The organism is Bacillus alkalicellulosilyticus, from assembly GCF_002019795.1.
Lineage (GTDB): Bacteria > Bacillota > Bacilli > Bacillales > Bacillaceae_F > Bacillus_AO > Bacillus_AO alkalicellulosilyticum.
The window spans coordinates 3,338,147-3,357,774 of record NZ_KV917381.1; the positions used below are offsets into that span (position 1 = coordinate 3,338,147).

Below are 19,628 nucleotides of genomic sequence, written 5' to 3' on the forward strand. Positions count from 1 at the left end.
CTAGAGTCCCTCCTTTTATCAACTCTAATATTTATACGGTGTTTTATCACTATTTGTTCTATCTATTAGCGGATTTAATCATTTGGCCCTTTCACAATTCTTAAAACTTACATAAGGTATTAGGAAAACTAAAATAATTATAGAATTTGGTCGAAAGGAAAGGACGTTTTCATATGTATAACGGGGTTAAGGAAAAGATAAATCTTTTATTTATAACTAAAGATTGGTCACAAGGCCTTGAAAGAAACACCTACTATTTAGAAGAGGAATTAAAGAATCTTACGAATTTAACGGTATCGGATAAAGATGGGGACTTATGCTCTATTGTAAAATCTTTAGCGACACAGCCAGATTTTATTTTATTAAATGATATAAGACCCTCCCGTTCACCTTCTATAACAGGTATCAGTCAGTGTAACATTCCGATTGGGATGATTATGCATGACTTGCATTATAAAAAGGAATTACGAAAACAGTTTATTAAAGAGAACAATATTCAATATTTGTTCACTCATTATCGTGATATGTTTATCAAGTGGTATCCAGAATTTCATAATAGAATGATATGGTTTCCTCATTATGTAAATACTAATTTATTTAAAGATTACCAACTTGAAAAAGAGATTGATTTATTAATGATGGGTTGTACGTATCCAAATATATATCCATTAAGAGATAAAATTTATCAAACGTTCAAAGCCGATAAGCGTTTTTTATTGCATGAACATCCCGGATATAACCATTCTTCCTACTCAGATAAAAAATTTTTGGTAGGCGAACGCTATGCGAAAGAACTAAATAGAGCCAAAATCTTTTTTACCTGCGATTCCATCTATCGCTATCCCATTATGAAATATTATGAAGTATTAGCGAGTAACACATTATTGTTAGCACCACACTCGCCTGAATTAGCTGATTTAGGGTTTATACCTGGTACAAATTTTGTGAGTATTACAGAAGATAATTTTGAAAAAAAGGCTAACTATCATCTTAAACATTATAAAACGCTTGGAAAAAAGATAGCGGAAGAGGGGTATAAGATGGTGCGTAAAAAGCATTCTGTGAAAAAACGTGCAAACCAATTACATTCCGCTATTTTATCAATAGTACAAGAAAGGAGAAGAACAGAATGAAACTATTATATATCGGCTATTTAGGTTTTGAAAATGTTGGTGATGAAGTTTGTTATGAAGCTTGTCTCCAAATCTTTGAAAGATGGTTTGGTAGGGACTATTCCATCATTGACTATCAGATTAAAGAAAATAAATCATTATCCCAACTATACAATGAAGTTCCTTTCGATGGAGTTATCCTTGGTGGCGGATCGTTATTTCAAGGGGAATTTTGTCTTGACCTATTAGAAGAAGCAATTGAGTTTGGCTTACCTATATACAGTTTTGGTACAGGCGTTGATTATTTAAGCGAAAACATGATTTCTTCCTGTATTAAAAAACAAAAAATAGTAAAAGAACCCTTTTTTCAAAATAAAAGGATTGATATAGATAAATTAAAACATGTACTAAAACACGTAAATTTCATTGGGGTCAGAGGGCCTTTAACACAAACATTTTTAAAGAGCTTAAATGTAGAAACGAAGTCCCCTATTACAGTAATTGGCGACCCAGCACTTCTTTTTTCAACTAACCCAGACACTTATATTAAGGAAACCTATGTAAAACACATTGATAAGCCAATTATTGCGATTAATTGGGGAACAACGTTCGATAAGATGTTTGGGTACAATGAAGCAGCCCTTCAAAAGCAATTGCTGAGCGCAATGAACGACTTAAGAAAAAAAGGATATCACCTTGTCATCTATCCGATGTGGCCAAATGACCAAGATGCTTGTCAACAATTATATAATCAAATGGAAACAAAAGAACATGTCACGTTAATTCCTGAAGTTTGCTCTGCTACACAAATTTACTCATTCCTAAAATCCTGTTTCTTTACTGTAAATTTGAAATTACATTCAAATGTTCTTTCGGCTGCAGCTAGGACACCTTTCATTTCATTAGCTTATCGTTCAAAATGTGTAGATTTTTCTATGTCGGTCGCTTCTTTAAACACAACAATCCTAACAAACACAAATCGTTTGCGTAACTATATTAATCTAAAGGAAAAACAAATCTCAAAAAACCGTAACTTTTTTGTAAGAAAGATAGCAAAATCGATACAACATTATGAGAATGAATATAAGACATTTATACAAGATAAACTAAAATAGATTACATTTTCACCATTCGGTTTCTAAGAATAGACTACTGGAAGGTCGCTGAAAATTCAGTGCCCTCTTAGTGGTCTTTCTTAGAAGTATTAAAAAAGGACCGCAAATTTCGTCTTTCACACCTAGTGAACTTCCATTCTCTCACGTGTTATGATTTTCACTACCTATTCGTTATCAGTTCTCTCTGACCATATAACTTGCACAACCATTTTATGTTCTATTATATTCTAGCGGTTGGAGAAGCAGGGCTTTTAAACGTTTTAAATACTGTAGACCTTTATCGATATCAGCAATCGTTGGTCTACTAGAAAAACACGTCCCATCTACCAATGAAATGACCTCTATTTTATCTGGAAGTTTGCCGAATACTGCATTTGAAAAGACAACCATTAGATGAGTATACAGCTGCAATAGTTCCCCATCGGCTTCTACGAGAAACTTCTTTATCGAAAAATTGTCTTCTGTCCATTCACCAATATCAACGGTAACTGCAAATTGCGTTTCTAACTCATGATTAAATGTTTGGAATTTTTCATGAACAAACAAAGGTGGTTGAGTCGTATTGGAGTTTTGTATTGAGACATGTTGCATCAAATGGTCCATGATTTTTGCCAATATCAAAAAATAATGAATCTTCGAATCAAATAAGTCGGTCGTTACCTTTCTCCAATGAGCATCTATAATTTGAAGCAAAGCAAATTGTGTTTGCTGCTGGACAGGGAGGAGATAAAAGGAAGAAACCACTTTGTTCATTACAGCCTGAACTGCCTGTTTCCACTTGATTTCTTTTTCGGCAACTGATGAAATATAGTCAAAATAATATTGATAAGGACAACGAATAAATGATTCTAAATGATAGTCTGTCATCGTTTTTAACGTAATGTTGTAATGCCTCTTTATCATAAGACGTACCTCCAGTTTCGTTTATAAAAACGAGACAAATTTCTTACCAAACGAGTGACATTCTTCTTCCTCATCTTTGTTTGGTGTTAACTCCACTTTTAATCCATCAAGAACGGTTTCCGCTCCTCTTTCTTTAAGTTTATCAAGTAAAATATCAACGGCAGCTCCATATTCAGGATATGCTGAATCGCATGATCCAAAAGCAGCACTTTTTTTGCCAGTGAGATCTATGTCATCCATTTCATCATAAAAGTCTAAAAAATCATCAGGCAACTCCCCATCTCCCCATGTGTAAGCCCCTAATAAAATTCCCTCATATTCTTCTAAAACTGAAACGTCTGGACCATCCATGATATCGATAACCTCAATGTCACCTCCAGCTTCTTTTACTCCCTTTGCAACTGCGTCAGCCATCATTTCGGTGTTTCCACTCATGCTCGCAAATATCAATAGTACTTTTGCCATTGCATTCTCCCCCATTCCGTTCTTTACTGATAATCATTATCACTAAACTTAGATTAAATGAAAATGATTATCATTGTCAAGTTGTTTTTGAGAAAATAAAAACCTGCTATCAGAATCACTATAGCAGGGCGAATTACATCTCTACTTTTTCAAAAAAATGAGACAAGAATCATTAACACAAATAAAAACGTAATATAAAATACGGAATATAGAAAGCTAACATAAGAGTACTGTTGATTATCTTTCGTATACATTCCAATTATACTTATGGCAAGCCAAGTTACATTTAACAAGCTTGAGATAACGATAAAGGTGACTCCAATCTCAGATAGAAAAAACGGTAAAGGCACAAGACATGCAACGTAAACTACGATTTGCTTTTTGGTTATTGGAACTCCCTTCACAACAGGAAGCATCGCAACACCTGCTGCTTTATACTCGTCATATTTTCTTATCGCGATGGCAAATGTATGCGGCATTTGCCATACAAACAAAATCAAAGATAATATAAGAGGGACAATATGAAATTCTGGATTTATGACGCTCCAACCAATGACTGGTGTAACTGCTCCTGAAATACTTCCAATTGCCGTATTACTTGTATACCTTCGTTTAGACCACATTGTATATAACACAACATACGTAAACCAGCCAATAAATGCATATAAAACAGCTTCAAAGGTTGTAAAGGAGAGCACAATAAATCCTAGAATCGTTAGAAACACCCCCATTACCAAACTGTATTGCAATGGGATATTTCCAGTTACCGTCGGTCGTTGTTTCGTCCTTGCCATGATTGCGTCAATATCGACATCATACCAATTGTTTAGGATAAGCGCTCCGGCCATTACAGATGTGCTTCCGATGACCGCAAGCAAGAATAGACCCCAGTAGTCATAAATAGAAGAACCTGAAAAATATAACGCTAAAGAAAAACCCGTAACAACTGGGAGAACATTGGCTATCAATACAGGAGCTTTTAGTAATGAGCATACATCAGTTAAGAGTGTTGTTCCCCGTTGTTTTTTTGAAATTGTCTCCTCTAATAGAAATTCATGTTTATTCATGCTCATCCCCCAACTCATTCATATTGTGAAGGGTCTACAAACGCTTTATAAAGTAGATAAATAATCATTGCAATAGCGGTAAGTAAGAATCCCCAACCTAGTGTTAACTGTTCTATCATCAAGTAATTGTTGCATAGCTGAAATGGAGCGTATATATAGAGGAATCCCATCCCCAAAAAGATAATCGTAAAAATGATCAGAACTGTATTTCTAGCGAATTCACTTAGCTTCTTCCAGCTATCACGCAAAGGAATACCAGCTAAGAAAGGTAGGCTGATAAATTTAAAGACTTCCACCATTGGAATCATCAGAGCTTCATCCATCGTTCTTGGTAATAACCAGTACCCGATAATAAAACTAAATAATAGAATACCTGGTATTCCATCGTTGTTCCATTTTTCGAAAATAATAGGAATTTTCTTTTGGACAAATGGGGCCATCAATAACCCAGCAATGACAAGCATTGGCATTTGCATATGCATGTGAATGACCATGATTGATTCCATGAATTGAGCGACAGGTGGAATAGCTAAAAAGACAAGTAACGCTAACCCTAGTTTGCATTGTGTCATCGTTATTCTCCCCCATCGTTTTCAAGTAATGTAACAACAATCTCAGAAGCTTCTTGTGGTTTGGTAAAATCCAAGACATCGATTAATGTTCCTTGTTTATCAACCACATAAAATGCTGAATTATGAGCAAAGCCCCCATATTCATCCGGGATGACAATGACCCCAAACTTTTCTAGTAACAAATCTAGTTCCTGCTGATTTGGAATGGTTGCCATTCTCCAAGTTTCCCCGTCTGCTTTGAAGTAGTCTTTATATTTATTTAAAGTAGCAGGGTCATCTGTTTCTGGATCAAAACTAATACTTAAAAAAACAATATCATCACCGATATGCTTTTCAGGAATCTGTTTATACACTTCTCCCATGTTCATTTCTAATTGCCAGCAAACGGACGTACAAGCTGTATACATAAATGTAATAAATACATATTTATTTTCAAATTCAGAAAAAGGATAGATTCGACCGTTGCTATCCTCGAAAGTAACAGGAGGAAATTGAGGTTGTTCTGTTATTAACTGGTTTACTCTTGCTGTTTCAGCCGTAAAAGCCCTAAACCCATCTGTTCCTACATAAAACAAGACACACCCAAATAGGAAAACAACTATGGTAGCAATCGTATTCTGCCGTTTATTATTCATGTAGGTCACTTCCTAGAAAAGTAGTAAACTCTTAAAAACACCCATTATTAGAAGGAAAGAGATAGTCGTAGATTACGAGCTATCTCTTTTTCTGCACCTACCATGTTCTAAATGGTGGTGAGCCTGGTGGTCCGTTAACAATCATATCAACGATGGGAACAACATAGGCCATCGCGACAACAATAATCATGAGTACGACCCATACTCCCCATCTTTCTGTCCAATACCCCGATTTATCACCAGGCTCTTTTTCAGCAATTGGAAATTCAGTTTGTCCTTTTGGTGCGAAGAACATTAAATTCAATACAGCATACACTTGAAGAATAACTCCAATTAAAAGGAGGACTGCTCCAATACCAATCGCCATCATGTAAGGATCCCATCCAAGGGCAGCAGCATGGTCACCATACGTTGTATAAGAGGTTCTACGAGGAGAACCAAATAATCCAGCAACGTGCATCGCAAACGACATAATAACCATAGCTACCGTCCATACCCACGTTTGAACTATGCCTAACTTATTCATTTTTGGAGTTAGGACACGTCCAGATAAGTACGGAATTAACCAATAACTAATTCCAAAGAAAGTCATGGCAACTGACATTCCAAGGGTTAGATGAAAATGACCGACGACCCACATCGTGTTATGAACTACTGCATTAAGTTGGAAAGTTGTTTGAGCAATTCCTCCCGCTCCTCCAGCAATAAAGGCGACCATCGCAATAAATGGGGCTAGAAAACGAACATCGCTCCATGGTAATTTCTTAAGCCAACCAAAAGCACCTACTCCACCTTTTCGTCTACCTGTTCGCTCCATGACCACAAAGAGTGCATAAGCCGTCATTAACGATGGAAAACCTATCGCTAAGCTCATAAAAACATGCATGTATTTAATAGAGTCCGTGATACCAGGGTCTACGATTTGGTGATGGAACCCACCTGTAATGTTCATAATGACAAGTGCAATAACGACAACCCTTGTTAACGTATCATTCCAAAGCGTTCCTCCGATCACTCGAGGGACGACAACATACCAAGCAGATACAGCGGTTAAATACCAAATGTTCACTGCTGTATGTCCAAATGCCCAAAACAGCGTACGTGCTAACATCACATTAATTGTATCTACCCATCCAAGTGACCATGGAAGAATAAGAACAAGAACTTCTACTGCAACAAAGGCTGTAGCACCTACGAGTAACACAAAGGCTCCTGTTGCAAAGAAAGCAAGAATAGGAAGATGCTGACCTTTATTTTTCTTTCTCCAATTCGCAACTTGAATAAATGCCCCAAAACTACACATCCAAATTCCTAATACAACAAACACTAGACCAATATAGAAAATAGGATTAGCCTTCATCGGTGGATAAAAGGTATACAACACAGATGCCTCGTTCATTAAGACCATAATGACGACTAAGGCCGTACCAAACATACTTAACCCAAAACCAATCCATGCCATCTTTCTCACCTTAGGAAGAAGACCTCCTAACGTATGTGAAAGGCTTGAATAAAAATATCCAATCATAAAGAACCCAGAAAATATTACAACTAACAGTAAACCATGAGCCGTTAGAACTTGATAATAGGTAAGCCACGAAGGTAATTCAAGCAACCCTGCCCGATTGATCCCTTGTAGCAATCCAAAAAGACCTCCCAATAGTAAAGCAATAAATGCGACTAATAAATATGATTTCGATATTCTGGCATCCTCTGGATTAACTCCTAATACTTCATTCGCTTTATCTTTTAATGGTTGTGCTCCTATCGCTCCCATTTTCATCCATCCTTTATTTAACAGTAATTGTTGTGGCCATCACTTGGTGACCCGCTCCGCAATATTCATTACATAACACTAAATACTCACCAGGTGTCTCAAAGGTTTGAGTAATGCGGGTAATGTACCCCGGCATAATCATCCCGTTAGCGTTCGTTCCTACAATTTGAAAGCCATGAACTACATCTTTAGACGTTAAAACAAAATGAACAGTTGCTCCTACTGGAATGTCAACTTCTCTTGGATTGAAGCTAAATAACTCTAAAATCATCACGACTTCATATTCATTTTCACCGATTTGCGTGATTCCTGGTTGGTCAAATGGAGCCGTCTGTTCAACCTTTTGCGGGTCAATGGTTTCCATTCCACCAGGAGGTGCCATTCCTAAGGCAAATGCTTGATAGCCTGTTGCAATCATAAATAACAAAATCATTCCAAAACTTAATGTAAGCCATACTTTTTCCGATTTATGCATCTCTATTCCTCTCCCTTCTACACTCTAGCCATATAAAGTCCATATATAATTAGATAAGTCACCAAAATAACTGCTCCAACAAGTCCTACACCAAACGCTGTTCCTACTAATGACGATTTTTCTTTTTGCTTCTTTGTTTCCTGAGGTTTTAATATTGCCATCGCTATTTGGCCTCCTTTAGTAAGTTTCCTTCATTATAGTTGAAAGTAATTCTCACCCTAGTGACCTGAATCACTCAACGGTATGTAATTTTGTAAAAGTTATAACTTTTTTATTTTTCGCCTTATGTGATTCTCTGGAAACAAAAATAGACCGCAAAACCATTGAGATTTTGCGGTCTTATTAATAGATTTAGTTACTAACTTATATAGCGGAATGGTCATTTCGTCTATTTATCTAGCTTCTTACTGCTTACTGAGTAGACAAAGGTAGATGAATGCAAACTGTAGTTCCTGTTTGTTCTGTATCAATTAGAAGTTCTCCACCGTGTCCTTCGATAATTTGATTGGCGATCGTTAAACCAAGTCCTTTTGCTTCCTTCTTTGAAGAATAAAAGGGTTGAGTGATTTTTTGCATGTCATCTAATTTTATGCCTCCCCCATTGTCTTCAATTGAAAAAACAAGGTTGTAGTTTGATTCAAAGCATCGAATTTTTACTATCCCTTTTTCTTTATCGACAGCATCTAAGGCATTGCCTATTATATTTCTTAACACAAAACTTATTTGTTCTTTATCAATAGTAAATTTCCGGTTTGTAGGGTTAATTGTAAGTTCAATTTTCACCTCAGTTTTTTTTTCCTTATTGATACTATCTAAAATATCAAAAACCATTTGAAAGATACTCACTTGTTCTTTTCGAGGGAAAGTAGGACTTGTCTGGATAATGACATCTTTAAGCTTCGTATCTATTTTATTTAATTCCTCAACAAGAACATCTTTATACTTCGTCATAGCTTCTACATCATGGTCAGCCCATTGATAAAAGCCTTTTAAAATTTGCAACGGATTACCAATCTGGTCGGCTAGGTCCGCTACCATCTCTCTTAAAACAGATAAACTTTTGATGCGAATGTTCTCTTCTTCTGAAAATTGATTTATGCTCGAACTATCTATAATGTAAGCTAGTATTCTCGCCAGTCTGTTCATTTCATCAATTTGTTGTTGATTAAATATATTAGGATTGGGGTCTGCTGCACAGAGGGTTCCGTATAGTTTACCTGAATTCAAAGTAATGGGAATAGCAACATAAGATCCTATTTTTAAATTTTTAGTAGCAAATAAACTCTTCACTCTATGGTCTGATAGAGTGTCATGTATCACTAATGACGTAAGAGTATTATCGACATATATGTTTTGGCATAATGTCTCTTCTAATTTAAATTCCTGACCTTCTTCAAGTCTAATTCCACCGTTATTAAGTATTTTAGATATTTTAAAATGACTTTTCTTAAATTCACTAATAAATACCGTCCTTGTACCTATAATTGAACTTGAGACTTTTAGTATATCTGAGACTATTAGATCCAAATCGGGCATTTTATCCTCTCTTTTCAGTACATTATTTCGATTCTAATACTCTAAAAGGATAACATTAGTATATCTTTTGTTCAAATTCTCTAGGTTATGGACTTTGTAATAGATTCTTGTAAAACCTTGAGTGTTCAGGCTTTAAAAAGGATATAATTGTATAAAATATGTATTTTATCTACCAACGTTTCAATCAGATGGTTACCTATTTCTCATTCTACAGGGAATGAAGATAGATTCAGAGAATGACTGTACTGAATTGAAGGAGAAAGGAGTAATAGTAAATAGACTAGTACAAATTCCTGTTTACTATTTTATTAGAAGGGAAAGCAATTCATAAATGAATGAGGAGGAATGCAGTGTGCTCAAAAGAAAATGTATGCTTTTTATCATTACGGTCGGGACATTATTATTTTTTGTTTCTGCTTGTAATGAAGTTGACAACGATATTAACAACGATATTAACAACGATATCGCTTCACTTCAAGCAGAAATTGGCACATTACAACAACAGATAGCTGAATTACAAGATGAACTAGAAGAAAAAGAATCCACAATAACGGAACTTGAATCCAAACTCAATGATAAAGAGGATGGTTCAAATGGGAACAATGTAGGCAATGAAGAGTCTGCCTCATTGGAAGAACAACTCAGAGGTCGCGGGGATGATGTTGTGATTGCTTTAGAAAATCAAAACTTTCAAAGTTTTGCAAACTACGTTCATCCCGAAAAAGGCGTGCGTTTTTCACCTTACGCTCATGTTCTTCCCGATGAACATCTTCGTTTTTCAGCTGAAGAAGTAATGAACTTTTCCAATGACCAAGAGGAGTATGAGTGGGGTACACAAGACGGTTCAGGCTACCCTATTACCATGACTCCTACCCAATACTATGAAGAATATATTTACATTCGTGAATTTAGTCGTGAAGCCTCAAAAATAAAAATTAATGAGATTGAGTCCCGTGGTAATCTTATCATAAATATAGAGGAAACTTATCCAGATGCACAATTTGTAAGTTATTACGTCACTGCAGGTGAAGAAGAACTAAATTGGGCGAATTTAATTCTAGCCTTTGAAGAGCTTGACGGCGAATGGTACTTAGTAGGATTGGCTGTTGATAGGTGGACCATATAGCCTAATATCACCATCTATGAAGTGTTATATTTCATCGTGAAGGAAGACATTTTTAATTGTCTAGTAGAAGTTTTTGGAACAAGAGGAATGATATCCTTCTAAAATAACAAAACTCCTTGCTATGCAAAGAGTTAAACAATCATATGTATGGTGACCCGTGGGGGGCTCGAACCCTCGACCTCTACCCTGTCAAGGTAGCGCTCTCCCAGCTGAGCTAACGGATCTTGTTGACGACAATATTTAATATACAATATATTGTTTTTACAGTCAAGATCTTTACTAAGAATTAGGATAGTGAATATTAAAAGGAGCCAAGCTGACGTATCATTTTAAGCTGACTATATTTCAAGACTACGTCAGCGCAGCTACTACTTTGCAACGATAATCGTTTACTTCTTAATGGTAATGCTAACTAGACAAATATCATCGACTTTATCGATTTCTGGTATTTTGTCTTTTTTATTTTTTAAATATTTTATAAAATGTTCATTACTTAGGTGTTCGTGGTCTTGCATTGTAGTTGCTAACTCAGCAATGTATTTATCGGGGTCGCACTCTAAACTATCGACTAGACCATCTGTATATAGGACTAAACGTGAATGTTTATTGTAGGACATTTCCTTTTTCTCATAGGTTGCTCTATTTGAAAGGCCTAGTGGCAAATTCAATGAAGGTAAAGGTTCACTCAAACTCTTAGAAAATAATACAGGCGAAACATGACCCGCATTTACATATTCGATGCTATTATTCTGACAATCTATAATGACTAGGACCCCAGTTACATAGGTAGTCGGCTGATTACTACTCTGGAACAAATCATATATATGTTCATTCAAATAGGTGAATATCTCAACAGGGTCTTCTTTCATCGTGATAAGCTCTCTGAACATGGAGCAAATTGTCATTCCAATGAGCGAAGACGATACACCGTGTCCCATCACATCAAAAATAACGACAGCATATCGCTCGTTTATTAGTTTTTGCCAATAATACATATCACCCGATAACTCATCACATGGAATATAGACACCATCTATTTCAATCGAAGTATTAGAAATTGGTTTAGGAAGAACATTTAATTGTAGCTTTTGTGCCAAATGTAATTCCTTTTCATTTCTTATTTTTGTTTGCTCTTCTTCTGTGATATCTTCAGCAATCCCAACAATTCCTTCTACTATTCCATCAATAATTACAGGAACACATGTAACGCTAATTATAATCTCAGTACCCGTCTTTTGTACCAATGTCGTTTTAAATTTATTTTTTTGACCAGCTAAGGTGGTCGTAAATTTTTCGAGAAGTATTGGCTTATCCTCATCATTAAATAAAGGCCAGAAATCCATCGACAATAATTCACTTTTACTATATCCGGTAATCACTTCTACTTCTTCATTAAAACTGACAAAATTTCCGTTCATATCAAGGAGGTAGCTAGCATTAGGATTATGAATAAATAAAGATTGGTAGAACATATCCTTTAGTTGTGTTTCTTTCACTTGGTTTTCTATGTGTGTATACAATGGTGCCACCTCAATCTTATAACCTAAATTCATTTTAACACAAAACTTTTCAGCACGAAATCATTTTACAGTTGGTATATATTATAAAAACCCTACCAAAATCAGAGTTTCTGGTAGGGTTTTGATATTATTAATGTCCTGATGCTTTTGATAGCCCACCTATTTTTTTCATTAATTGTGAGCTTTCTTTATTCAAGCCGACAAACTCGACTTTTACTTTGTTCTGTTCAAATTTATACTCAATTTTATCAAGAGCCCCTATCGCGGAATCATCCCATAAATGAGCTTCAGTTAAATCCATTTTCACGTCACTAACTTGCTCTTTAAAATCGATTTTTTCAAGGAAATCAGTAACAGAAGCGAAGAATAATTGGCCCTGAACTCGGTATACCACTTTTCCTCCAGATGCTGATTTTGTCTTGATTACATTTACTTTTGAGATTTTGGCTGCGAAGAAAATTGCACTCAAAATAATACCTGCAAACACACCTTTAGCAAGATCATGTGTGAGAACCACTGTACCTACTGTAACGACCATAACTGCTGCATCGGTTCTTGGTAACTTATGAATGTTTCTCACTGAACCCCAATCAAAGGTACTAATAGATACCATAATCATAACCCCTGCTAAAGCGGCCATTGGTATTTGGACAACTAAGTTTCCTAGTACAATAATCAGGAACATTAGAAAAACACCGGCAACTAAAGCTGATAATCTTCCTCTCCCACCCGATTTTACATTGATAACTGATTGGCCAATCATCGCACAACCTGCCATACCGCCGAAAAATCCAGTTACAATGTTCGCGATTCCTTGTCCACGGCTTTCTTTGTTTTTATCACTCTCAGTATCTGTCATATCGTCTACGATTGAAGCTGTTAATAACGATTCTAGAATCCCTACTAATGCTAAAGCCAATGCATAAGGAAAAATAATTGTTAAGGTTTCAAAGTTTAATGGGATCGATGGAATCATAAACATTGGTAGAGTTTGAGTCAACGCTCCCATATCCCCAACTGTTCTTACTCCAAAGTTTGCAAAAATCGCAATTGCAGTTACGACAATAATCGCAACTAATGTAGATGGGACTGCTTTTGTAAAACGCGGTAATATATAAATAATTGCTAGTGTTAAAGCAACTAAACTATACATAATCCACGTTTCACCAACAAAATGTTGTAATTGTGCTAAGAAAATAAGAATTGCTAACGCATTTACGAACCCTACCATTACAGACCGTGGAACAAACTTCATATATCTTGCTAATTTAAACACGCCAAATAATATTTGCAATATTCCTGTAAGAATGGTTGCTGCTAATAAATACTGAATACCATGTTCGGAGACAAGTGTAATCATCAGTAGTGCCATTGCGCCTGTAGCTGCTGAAATCATACCCGGTCTTCCTCCGACAAAAGCGATAACTACCGCAATACAAAAAGACGCGTACAACCCAACCATGGGGTCTACTCCTGCAATGATTGAAAAAGCAATGGCCTCAGGGATTAAAGCTAAGGCTACTACGATTCCGGCTAGAACATCCCCGCGGACATTACTAAACCATTCTTGTTTAATTGTTTGGAAATTCAATTGTGCACCTCTTCTATAGTTTATTTTATTTTTGACCTTCGACTCTCACGAAAGTCAGACGTTTTAGATAGATGAATTGTACCATGGAATATGTCATAGGAAAATCCTCATGTAAGCGTTTATCATATAGCTTTTTCTTTCGGTTTCTCGCTCTTTCACACGTATTTTTACAATTTCACAGGTTAGACTTTTTCGATGGTTTTTTTGTCATTTAGTGGATTTGTAACAATATTTTTATTTCACTTTCCATGTGTCATTTAGACATCTGCTTACATAATTTGTACTATAACGTCTGAAAGGTGGTGTATTTCTATGGGATACTACGGTTCACCTTATTATGATCCTTATGGGTCAGCTTGTTGTCCCCCAGTTACTACGCCTTGTCCACCTATAGCTCCATATCCAACACCTGTGCCGGCTCGTGGTGGCGGAGCTGGATATGGCTTCATTATTGTCGTCGTCATTTTGCTACTCATTCTTGGGGCAATGTGGTACCATCATCAACAACCAAGAGTATAAAATGTTAGGGATATGAACGGACGCCGTTTATATCCCTTTTTCTTTCCATAAAATCACTATACAATGGAGATTATAAAAGCGTTTATCAGAATATAGGAGGCGAAGCAGATGGGAGAAGTTACTTTTGATTTACATACCCACCATGAACGATGCGGTCATGCCGAAGGAAAGATTGAAGATTACATTAAAGCCGCGATTGAAAAAGAAATGAATGTTATTGGAATTGCGGACCATTCACCTTATTTTGCTCGTGAGGAAGACCATGCTTTTCCTCGAATTACGATGGCTAAAAGTGATTTTCCGAATTATGTAAGTGAAGTTCTCCAACTAAAAGAAAAATATCGACATAAAATACACGTGTTACTTGGGGTTGAATGTGATTATTTCCCGGGACAAATGTCGAAATATCAGAAAGGGTTATCAAAATATCCATTTGATTACATAATCGGCTCTGTCCATTTTGTAGATGACATTAGTATTTTTAAAAAGGGAAGATGGGATGGGTTAACCCAAAAAGAAAAACAGAAGACAAAGGAAAATTATTATCACCTCATTGCTCAGTCTGCTAAGTCAGGGATGTTTCAAATTCTAGGACACATTGATGCGATGAAAGGGTATTACCCTGAGTTTTCTGCTATTGAAACTCCCGTAATTGATGAAACGTTACAGATCATTGCCGAACATAAGATTGCCATTGAAATCAATACTTCAGGAAAAACAAAGGATTCAGGCGGCTGGTATCCATCGGATGACATTTTAGAACGTGCACTCTTTCATGATGTCTACGTAACCTTTGGTTCAGACGCTCATGTTCCAGAGCGTGTCGGTGATGAATTTGAAGCTGTAAAACAACGGTTAAAAGAGATTGGTTTTAAAGAATGGGTGTATTATGTTCAACAAAAACAACAAATAGTTAAGCTTTAAATGCGATAATTTCCATTTCCAACTGCCTTCTCATTTAACTTTTTTTAGATGATTTCCGCTCATGCCCATCTCACAATTGATTTTGGTTGCATAGGTTATAGTAAATCGTCGGAAAGGTGGTGTAAGATATGTACGGAGGTTGTTATGATCCATGTGGTTACGGTTACGGTGCACCAGTTGCAGCTCCTGTTGCAGCTCCTGTAGGTGTTGGCGTTCGTGGCTTCGCGTTAATTTTAGTTCTATTTATCTTGCTTGTAATTATTGGAGCAGCTTGGACACCAGTAGTATAATGGTTCCAAACGCTTAGAAATGAATTGTGAAGAAAAGCAACAGCTCCACTGTGGTATGACATGCAGCGGTGGAGCCATTGCTATTCTCTAGTTTACGTTATTCTCTTTTACTTACTTATACTTTCTGTGGCCCATTCTTTGCCCCAATGTTTCATTTCTTTTAAAATCTTCTCTAGTGCTTTTCCCTTTTCAGTTAGGGAATATTCAACTGTAGCAGGTACGGTAGCATATACCTTTCTTGTGACAATTGCATTATCTTCTAAATGTCGTAATGTATCGGTCAACGCCTTAGGGCTTATTTTCGGAATTGATTTTTTAATTTCCCCAAATCTCCTTGTTCCTTTAAATAGCTCTCTTAATATTAAAAACGACCATTTTCCTCCAATAATATTTAGCGCCTTTTCAATTGAACAATCAATCTGTAGTTCTTGTACTTCTCCCATTTGTTTTAATCTCCTTTTAAATGAATAATATAGTAAGTATATATATGATACTAAGGCAAGTACCTTTGATTATATCAAATTTATTTCAGTACTTGTGATAAAACTTTCTGAAACATATACTTTTAACAGAACAAATCATATTTCTTTGCTAGTAAAATAGGACTAGCTTTGAAACCAAAGGAGACTAACATGAAAAAAGTGGTAATTACAGGTGGAAGTGGCCTTCTGGGTCCAGCAGTGATTCGAGAATTTTTAGATCATGGCTATCATGTCGTGAATGCAGATATTAAAAAGCCAGTGGAGGAACTTTGTCAAACGGTGATTGTTGATTTGCAAAACTTAGGAGAAGTTTACGGTGTATTAGCTGGTGCAGATGCGGTTGTTCATCTTGCTGCAATCCCGGTAGCTTATTCCCATCCTAATGAAGTAACCTTCCAAAACAATGTCATGTCAACCTATAACATTTTAGAAGCAGCAGGGAACTTAGGGATTAAGAAGGCTGTTATTTCTTCAAGTGAATCTTCTTACGGCGTTGTTTTCTCAAGAAAAGGACTTGAACCAGCTTATGTCCCAGTTGATGAAGACCATCCTCAGCTTCCTGATGATAGTTATGGGTTTTCAAAAATTGTTAATGAGAAAAATGCAGATATGATACATCTTAGAACAGGAATGCAGGTCGTTTCCATGCGTTTAGGAAACGTCATTACTCCAGAGATGTATTCGAATTTTCCAAGCTTCATAAACGACCCTGAGCAAAGAAAAGTTATTGTTTGGAGTTACATTGATGCAAGAGATGCGGCTTCTGCTTTCCGCTTAGCTGTTGAGAAAGACGGACTTGGCTCAGTTGCTTTAAATATTGCTAACGACGATACGAGTATGAACATAGAAAGCAAAACATTAATGAATACCATCTTTCCAAACATTCCACTAAAAAAAGAACTAACTGGTTATGAAACATTACTTAGTAATGAAAAAGCCAAGAGGTTATTGGGATGGCAACCAGTTCACGAATGGCGAAAATACGTTACAGTGAACTAATAGTAAATCAAATAAAAAACAAGGAAAGAGCTATGATAGCTTTTTCCTTGTTTTGTTCATTTCTAACCATGCTAGTCGCTCGATGACTTTTGCCAGTAATAAAGTTCTCTCTGTCAAAGATGGAATCTCTAAATACTCATTTTCACTATGCGCGTTCCCACCAATTGGACCAAGTCCATCAATCGTAGGAATCCCAAGCGCTGCTGTAAAAGAAGCATCAGACCCTCCACCTGTTTTGGTATCTTTAATTGACAGTCCTATTTCCTTACCGACATCTTGGATAATTCCAAACAACTTTTCTATTTTTTCGTTTTTTATCATCGGCGGTCGACTCATATCACCTTTTAGTTCTACTTTTGTACCTCTTACAACTGTGGATGAACAGACTTCTTCAATTTTATGTTCCATCTCTGTCACTTGTTCTGGAGTAGAAACCCTAACATCAATATGACCGACTGCATTTGATGAAATTGTATTTACTGCGTCTCCGCCTTTAATCATTCCAACATTTACAGATATGCCGTGTTCATAATCATTTAGTTCATGTAGTTTTACAATTTTATAGGCAAGTTCCTGGATAGCACTTCTTCCCTTTTCAGGTTCAATTCCTGAGTGAGCTGCTTTTCCTTTAATCTTTATTGTAAATCGACCATTGCCTCTTCTTTCTGTTACAAGTGAGCCATCTTTTCGTGCTGGTTCCATTACAAGGGCGTAGGCCATTCCTTTTGCTTGGGCTTCAATTAACGAACGAGAACTTGGAGAGCCCACTTCTTCATCACTATTAATGACTATCTTTACATATTTATATGCATCTTCTCCTGCCTCTTTAAGTGCAGAAAGTGCATAAACTACAGCAACCAAACTTGCTTTCATATCAATAACACCCGGTCCGTATGCCCGGTTATCTTTAATGGAAAATGGGCGCTTACTTGCGGTCCCTTTTTCAAATACGGTGTCCATATGCGCAACAATCATGATTGGAGGATCCTTGATTTCTGGATGTTTGATGATTAGATGATTACCATACTTCAATTGTTGTTTGACTGTTACACGGTAACCTAAGTGTTCAAACTTTTGACGAAGAATCGAACCTACCTCGTCAACTCCATGCTTGTACGTCGAACCACTATCAATATTGACCAGATGTTTAAGCAATGACAGCATCTCATTTTCTTTGGACAGTAAGTTCATGTGCAGCTTTCCCCTTAACTCAATCATAACTTGATTCCCTCTATTATATTATATTTATCGGATAACAAGAATGTGTTTCTTTTTATTGTCTTCTAAATGCCCTTTTTTAGCAAGTACAAAACATCCCATTATTGTATGTTAATATTAGTAAGCTATAGAAATATTCCCAAAAAGAAGGGCTAAGCCGCTTAGGCGTACCTGAAAGAATAACGAATTTCCCTAAAATTAATTAGAAAGAGTGTGGGACAAAGGTTTGTTTTGTCCCACACTCTTTTCTCGTTATGTATTCTATTGTTTTACAGGGTGTTGTTGATTTGTTTTTTTTAGCTGACTCTTTTGAACTAACCATTTAATAAAGTCTTGTTCATTTTCTTTCGTTGTTCGTTTTAGTTGATGTTCAATACTTGTTTTAAGTTGTGAAAAGTCCATCTAAACATCCCCTTTTTAGTCATTCATTATATCCTTGTACCATATACCCGATTTTTGAAATATTAAACCTTTTATATATAAAATTTGATAATAATTATTTGTCCCATTAATCACCTATCATAATAAGCTCTCACTTAAGCCAAGATAGTAACTGTGGCATTAAGGTGCTACACAATTAAGGAGGCGATTTGAATGGGAATCTTGAGTGGAAACCAAGAAAAAGAACCATTGCATTACGGTGAAATCTCTGGTTTATGGGGATATTTAGCTGGTTTAAATGGTTCCGTTGCGGCATATACCACTTATCTAAACCACACCGGTGACGCTGACTTAAGAAAATTCATTGAAGACAAAATTCATAATGAAATGAAACCACAGATTAAGCAAATCGAAACCATCTTACGTGATAATGGGATCGAGGTGCCTCCAGCTATACCTGAAAAATCAGCTGCTCCAATTGAGGCTATACCGACAGGAGCAAGATTTACTGATCCGGAAATAGCAGAAATGATTGCAAAAAATTCCGCTACTGGGTTAGTTGCATTAAGCCAAATCATGGGAATGTGTACACGTGAGGACATTGCAGTAATGTGTGGTCAATTTCATATGGAAAAAGCTCAAACAGGTATGCGTCTTCTACGCATGCAAAAAGATAAAGGTTGGTTAATCCTACCTCCATTACACACAAGAATTCCTGAACTCGTCTAACGAAGCTAGTTTTTATTAATCGGTAGATTGTTATGGTGCTTTGAGGAAGCTCAAAGCACCAATCCTTTCTTTCTTCTATAACTGTTACATAGACGTTATTTACTTTGCTTTGCCATATATAACATCATATAGGCTGAACCTAATGAGATGGCCATTAAGGCAAATGAAAAGCCGATGATAGCTAAAAGTGCA

General features: G+C 36.3%; 22 protein-coding genes and 1 tRNA gene. 8 read left to right on the forward strand and 15 right to left on the reverse strand.

Going from position 1 to position 19,628, the window contains the following annotated elements; genetic code table 11:
* Window positions 1–173: 173 nt before the first annotated feature.
* Complete coding sequence (locus BK585_RS16785) at window positions 174–1,133, forward strand: glycosyltransferase family protein (protein WP_078555038.1); 960 nt, start codon at window positions 174–176, stop codon at window positions 1,131–1,133.
* Window positions 1,130–2,227 carry a polysaccharide pyruvyl transferase family protein gene (locus tag BK585_RS16790; RefSeq protein WP_078555040.1) on the forward strand — a complete coding sequence of 366 codons (1,098 nt, stop codon included), beginning with the start codon at window positions 1,130–1,132 and terminating at the stop codon, window positions 2,225–2,227. The genes BK585_RS16785 and BK585_RS16790 overlap by 4 nt, the downstream gene beginning before the upstream one ends.
* A gap of 210 nt (window positions 2,228–2,437) precedes the next feature.
* Here the strand turns inward: BK585_RS16790 and BK585_RS16795 are convergent, their stop codons facing one another.
* The 9 genes from BK585_RS16795 to BK585_RS16830 form a co-directional block, all read right to left on the reverse strand.
* Complete coding sequence (locus BK585_RS16795) at window positions 2,438–3,130, reverse strand: hypothetical protein (protein ID WP_078555042.1); 693 nt, start codon at window positions 3,128–3,130, stop codon at window positions 2,438–2,440.
* 21 nt (window positions 3,131–3,151) lie between these two features.
* Window positions 3,152–3,595, reverse strand: a complete 444-nt coding sequence (locus BK585_RS16800; protein WP_078555044.1) for a flavodoxin — start codon at window positions 3,593–3,595, stop codon at window positions 3,152–3,154.
* Between the two features lie 149 nt (window positions 3,596–3,744).
* A complete protein-coding gene (cyoE, locus tag BK585_RS16805; protein ID WP_078555046.1) occupies window positions 3,745–4,662 on the reverse strand; it encodes a heme o synthase in 918 nt (305 codons plus the stop codon).
* Window positions 4,663–4,676: 14 nt separating this feature from the next.
* Window positions 4,677–5,234: a hypothetical protein gene (locus tag BK585_RS16810; RefSeq protein ID WP_078555048.1), complete on the reverse strand. Its 558-nt coding sequence runs from the start codon at window positions 5,232–5,234 to the stop codon at window positions 4,677–4,679.
* A 2-nt stretch (window positions 5,235–5,236) separates the two neighbouring features.
* On the reverse strand, window positions 5,237–5,869 hold the full coding sequence (locus BK585_RS16815) for an SCO family protein (RefSeq protein WP_078555050.1): 633 nt from the start codon (window positions 5,867–5,869) through the stop codon (window positions 5,237–5,239).
* Between the two features lie 97 nt (window positions 5,870–5,966).
* Window positions 5,967–7,646: a cbb3-type cytochrome c oxidase subunit I gene (locus BK585_RS16820; RefSeq protein WP_078555052.1), complete on the reverse strand. Its 1,680-nt coding sequence runs from the start codon at window positions 7,644–7,646 to the stop codon at window positions 5,967–5,969.
* Between the two features lie 13 nt (window positions 7,647–7,659).
* Window positions 7,660–8,121, reverse strand: coding sequence for a cytochrome c oxidase subunit II (locus tag BK585_RS16825; RefSeq protein WP_078555054.1), 462 nt, complete (start codon window positions 8,119–8,121; stop codon window positions 7,660–7,662).
* Window positions 8,122–8,138: 17 nt separating this feature from the next.
* The gene (locus BK585_RS24135; RefSeq protein ID WP_170885624.1) at window positions 8,139–8,282 is read right to left on the reverse strand and encodes a hypothetical protein; all 144 of its coding nucleotides are present in this window, start codon (window positions 8,280–8,282) and stop codon (window positions 8,139–8,141) included.
* A gap of 250 nt (window positions 8,283–8,532) precedes the next feature.
* Window positions 8,533–9,657, reverse strand: a complete 1,125-nt coding sequence (locus tag BK585_RS16830; RefSeq protein WP_078555056.1) for an ATP-binding protein — start codon at window positions 9,655–9,657, stop codon at window positions 8,533–8,535.
* Window positions 9,658–10,009: 352 nt separating this feature from the next.
* Here BK585_RS16830 and BK585_RS16835 point away from each other — a divergent pair, with 352 nt between their 5' ends.
* Window positions 10,010–10,783, forward strand: coding sequence for a FlxA-like family protein (locus BK585_RS16835; protein ID WP_078555058.1), 774 nt, complete (start codon window positions 10,010–10,012; stop codon window positions 10,781–10,783).
* Window positions 10,784–10,931: 148 nt separating this feature from the next.
* Here the strand turns inward: BK585_RS16835 and BK585_RS16840 are convergent.
* The 3 genes from BK585_RS16840 to BK585_RS16850 all read right to left on the reverse strand — a co-directional run bounded on the left by BK585_RS16840 (window position 10,932) and on the right by BK585_RS16850 (window position 13,894).
* Window positions 10,932–11,007 (reverse strand) — tRNA-Val (locus BK585_RS16840).
* A gap of 165 nt (window positions 11,008–11,172) precedes the next feature.
* Window positions 11,173–12,303 (reverse strand): SpoIIE family protein phosphatase, encoded by a 1,131-nt coding sequence (locus BK585_RS16845; RefSeq protein ID WP_170885625.1) that lies wholly within the window; start codon window positions 12,301–12,303, stop codon window positions 11,173–11,175.
* 130 nt (window positions 12,304–12,433) lie between these two features.
* Window positions 12,434–13,894 carry a SulP family inorganic anion transporter gene (locus tag BK585_RS16850; protein ID WP_078555062.1) on the reverse strand — a complete coding sequence of 487 codons (1,461 nt, stop codon included), beginning with the start codon at window positions 13,892–13,894 and terminating at the stop codon, window positions 12,434–12,436.
* A 312-nt stretch (window positions 13,895–14,206) separates the two neighbouring features.
* On the opposite strand from BK585_RS16850, the gene BK585_RS16855 reads away from it, so the two are divergent.
* The 3 genes from BK585_RS16855 (at window position 14,207) to BK585_RS16865 (ending at window position 15,627) form a co-directional block, all read left to right on the forward strand.
* Entirely contained in the window at window positions 14,207–14,413 is a 207-nt protein-coding gene (locus BK585_RS16855) for a hypothetical protein (RefSeq protein WP_078555064.1), read from the forward strand.
* Window positions 14,414–14,521: 108 nt separating this feature from the next.
* Window positions 14,522–15,337: a histidinol-phosphatase gene (locus tag BK585_RS16860; protein ID WP_078555066.1), complete on the forward strand. Its 816-nt coding sequence runs from the start codon at window positions 14,522–14,524 to the stop codon at window positions 15,335–15,337.
* Between the two features lie 128 nt (window positions 15,338–15,465).
* The gene (locus BK585_RS16865) at window positions 15,466–15,627 is read left to right on the forward strand and encodes a YjcZ family sporulation protein (protein ID WP_078555068.1); all 162 of its coding nucleotides are present in this window, start codon (window positions 15,466–15,468) and stop codon (window positions 15,625–15,627) included.
* A gap of 107 nt (window positions 15,628–15,734) precedes the next feature.
* Here BK585_RS16865 and BK585_RS16870 read toward each other — a convergent pair whose 3' ends face one another.
* The gene (locus BK585_RS16870) at window positions 15,735–16,070 is read right to left on the reverse strand and encodes a winged helix-turn-helix transcriptional regulator (RefSeq protein ID WP_078555070.1); all 336 of its coding nucleotides are present in this window, start codon (window positions 16,068–16,070) and stop codon (window positions 15,735–15,737) included.
* Between the two features lie 189 nt (window positions 16,071–16,259).
* Here BK585_RS16870 and BK585_RS16875 point away from each other — a divergent pair, with 189 nt between their 5' ends.
* The gene (locus BK585_RS16875) at window positions 16,260–17,108 is read left to right on the forward strand and encodes an NAD-dependent epimerase/dehydratase family protein (protein WP_078555072.1); all 849 of its coding nucleotides are present in this window, start codon (window positions 16,260–16,262) and stop codon (window positions 17,106–17,108) included.
* 30 nt (window positions 17,109–17,138) lie between these two features.
* Here BK585_RS16875 and BK585_RS16880 read toward each other — a convergent pair whose 3' ends face one another.
* Together BK585_RS16880 and BK585_RS24140 are read right to left on the reverse strand one after the other, a co-directional pair.
* Window positions 17,139–18,299: a M20 family metallopeptidase gene (locus BK585_RS16880; protein ID WP_245805855.1), complete on the reverse strand. Its 1,161-nt coding sequence runs from the start codon at window positions 18,297–18,299 to the stop codon at window positions 17,139–17,141.
* Window positions 18,300–18,587: 288 nt separating this feature from the next.
* On the reverse strand, window positions 18,588–18,728 hold the full coding sequence (locus tag BK585_RS24140; protein WP_170885626.1) for a hypothetical protein: 141 nt from the start codon (window positions 18,726–18,728) through the stop codon (window positions 18,588–18,590).
* Window positions 18,729–18,920: 192 nt separating this feature from the next.
* Here BK585_RS24140 and BK585_RS16885 point away from each other — a divergent pair, with 192 nt between their 5' ends.
* Window positions 18,921–19,436, forward strand: coding sequence for a DUF3231 family protein (locus tag BK585_RS16885; protein ID WP_078555074.1), 516 nt, complete (start codon window positions 18,921–18,923; stop codon window positions 19,434–19,436).
* The last annotated feature ends 192 nt before the right edge of the window (window positions 19,437–19,628 follow it).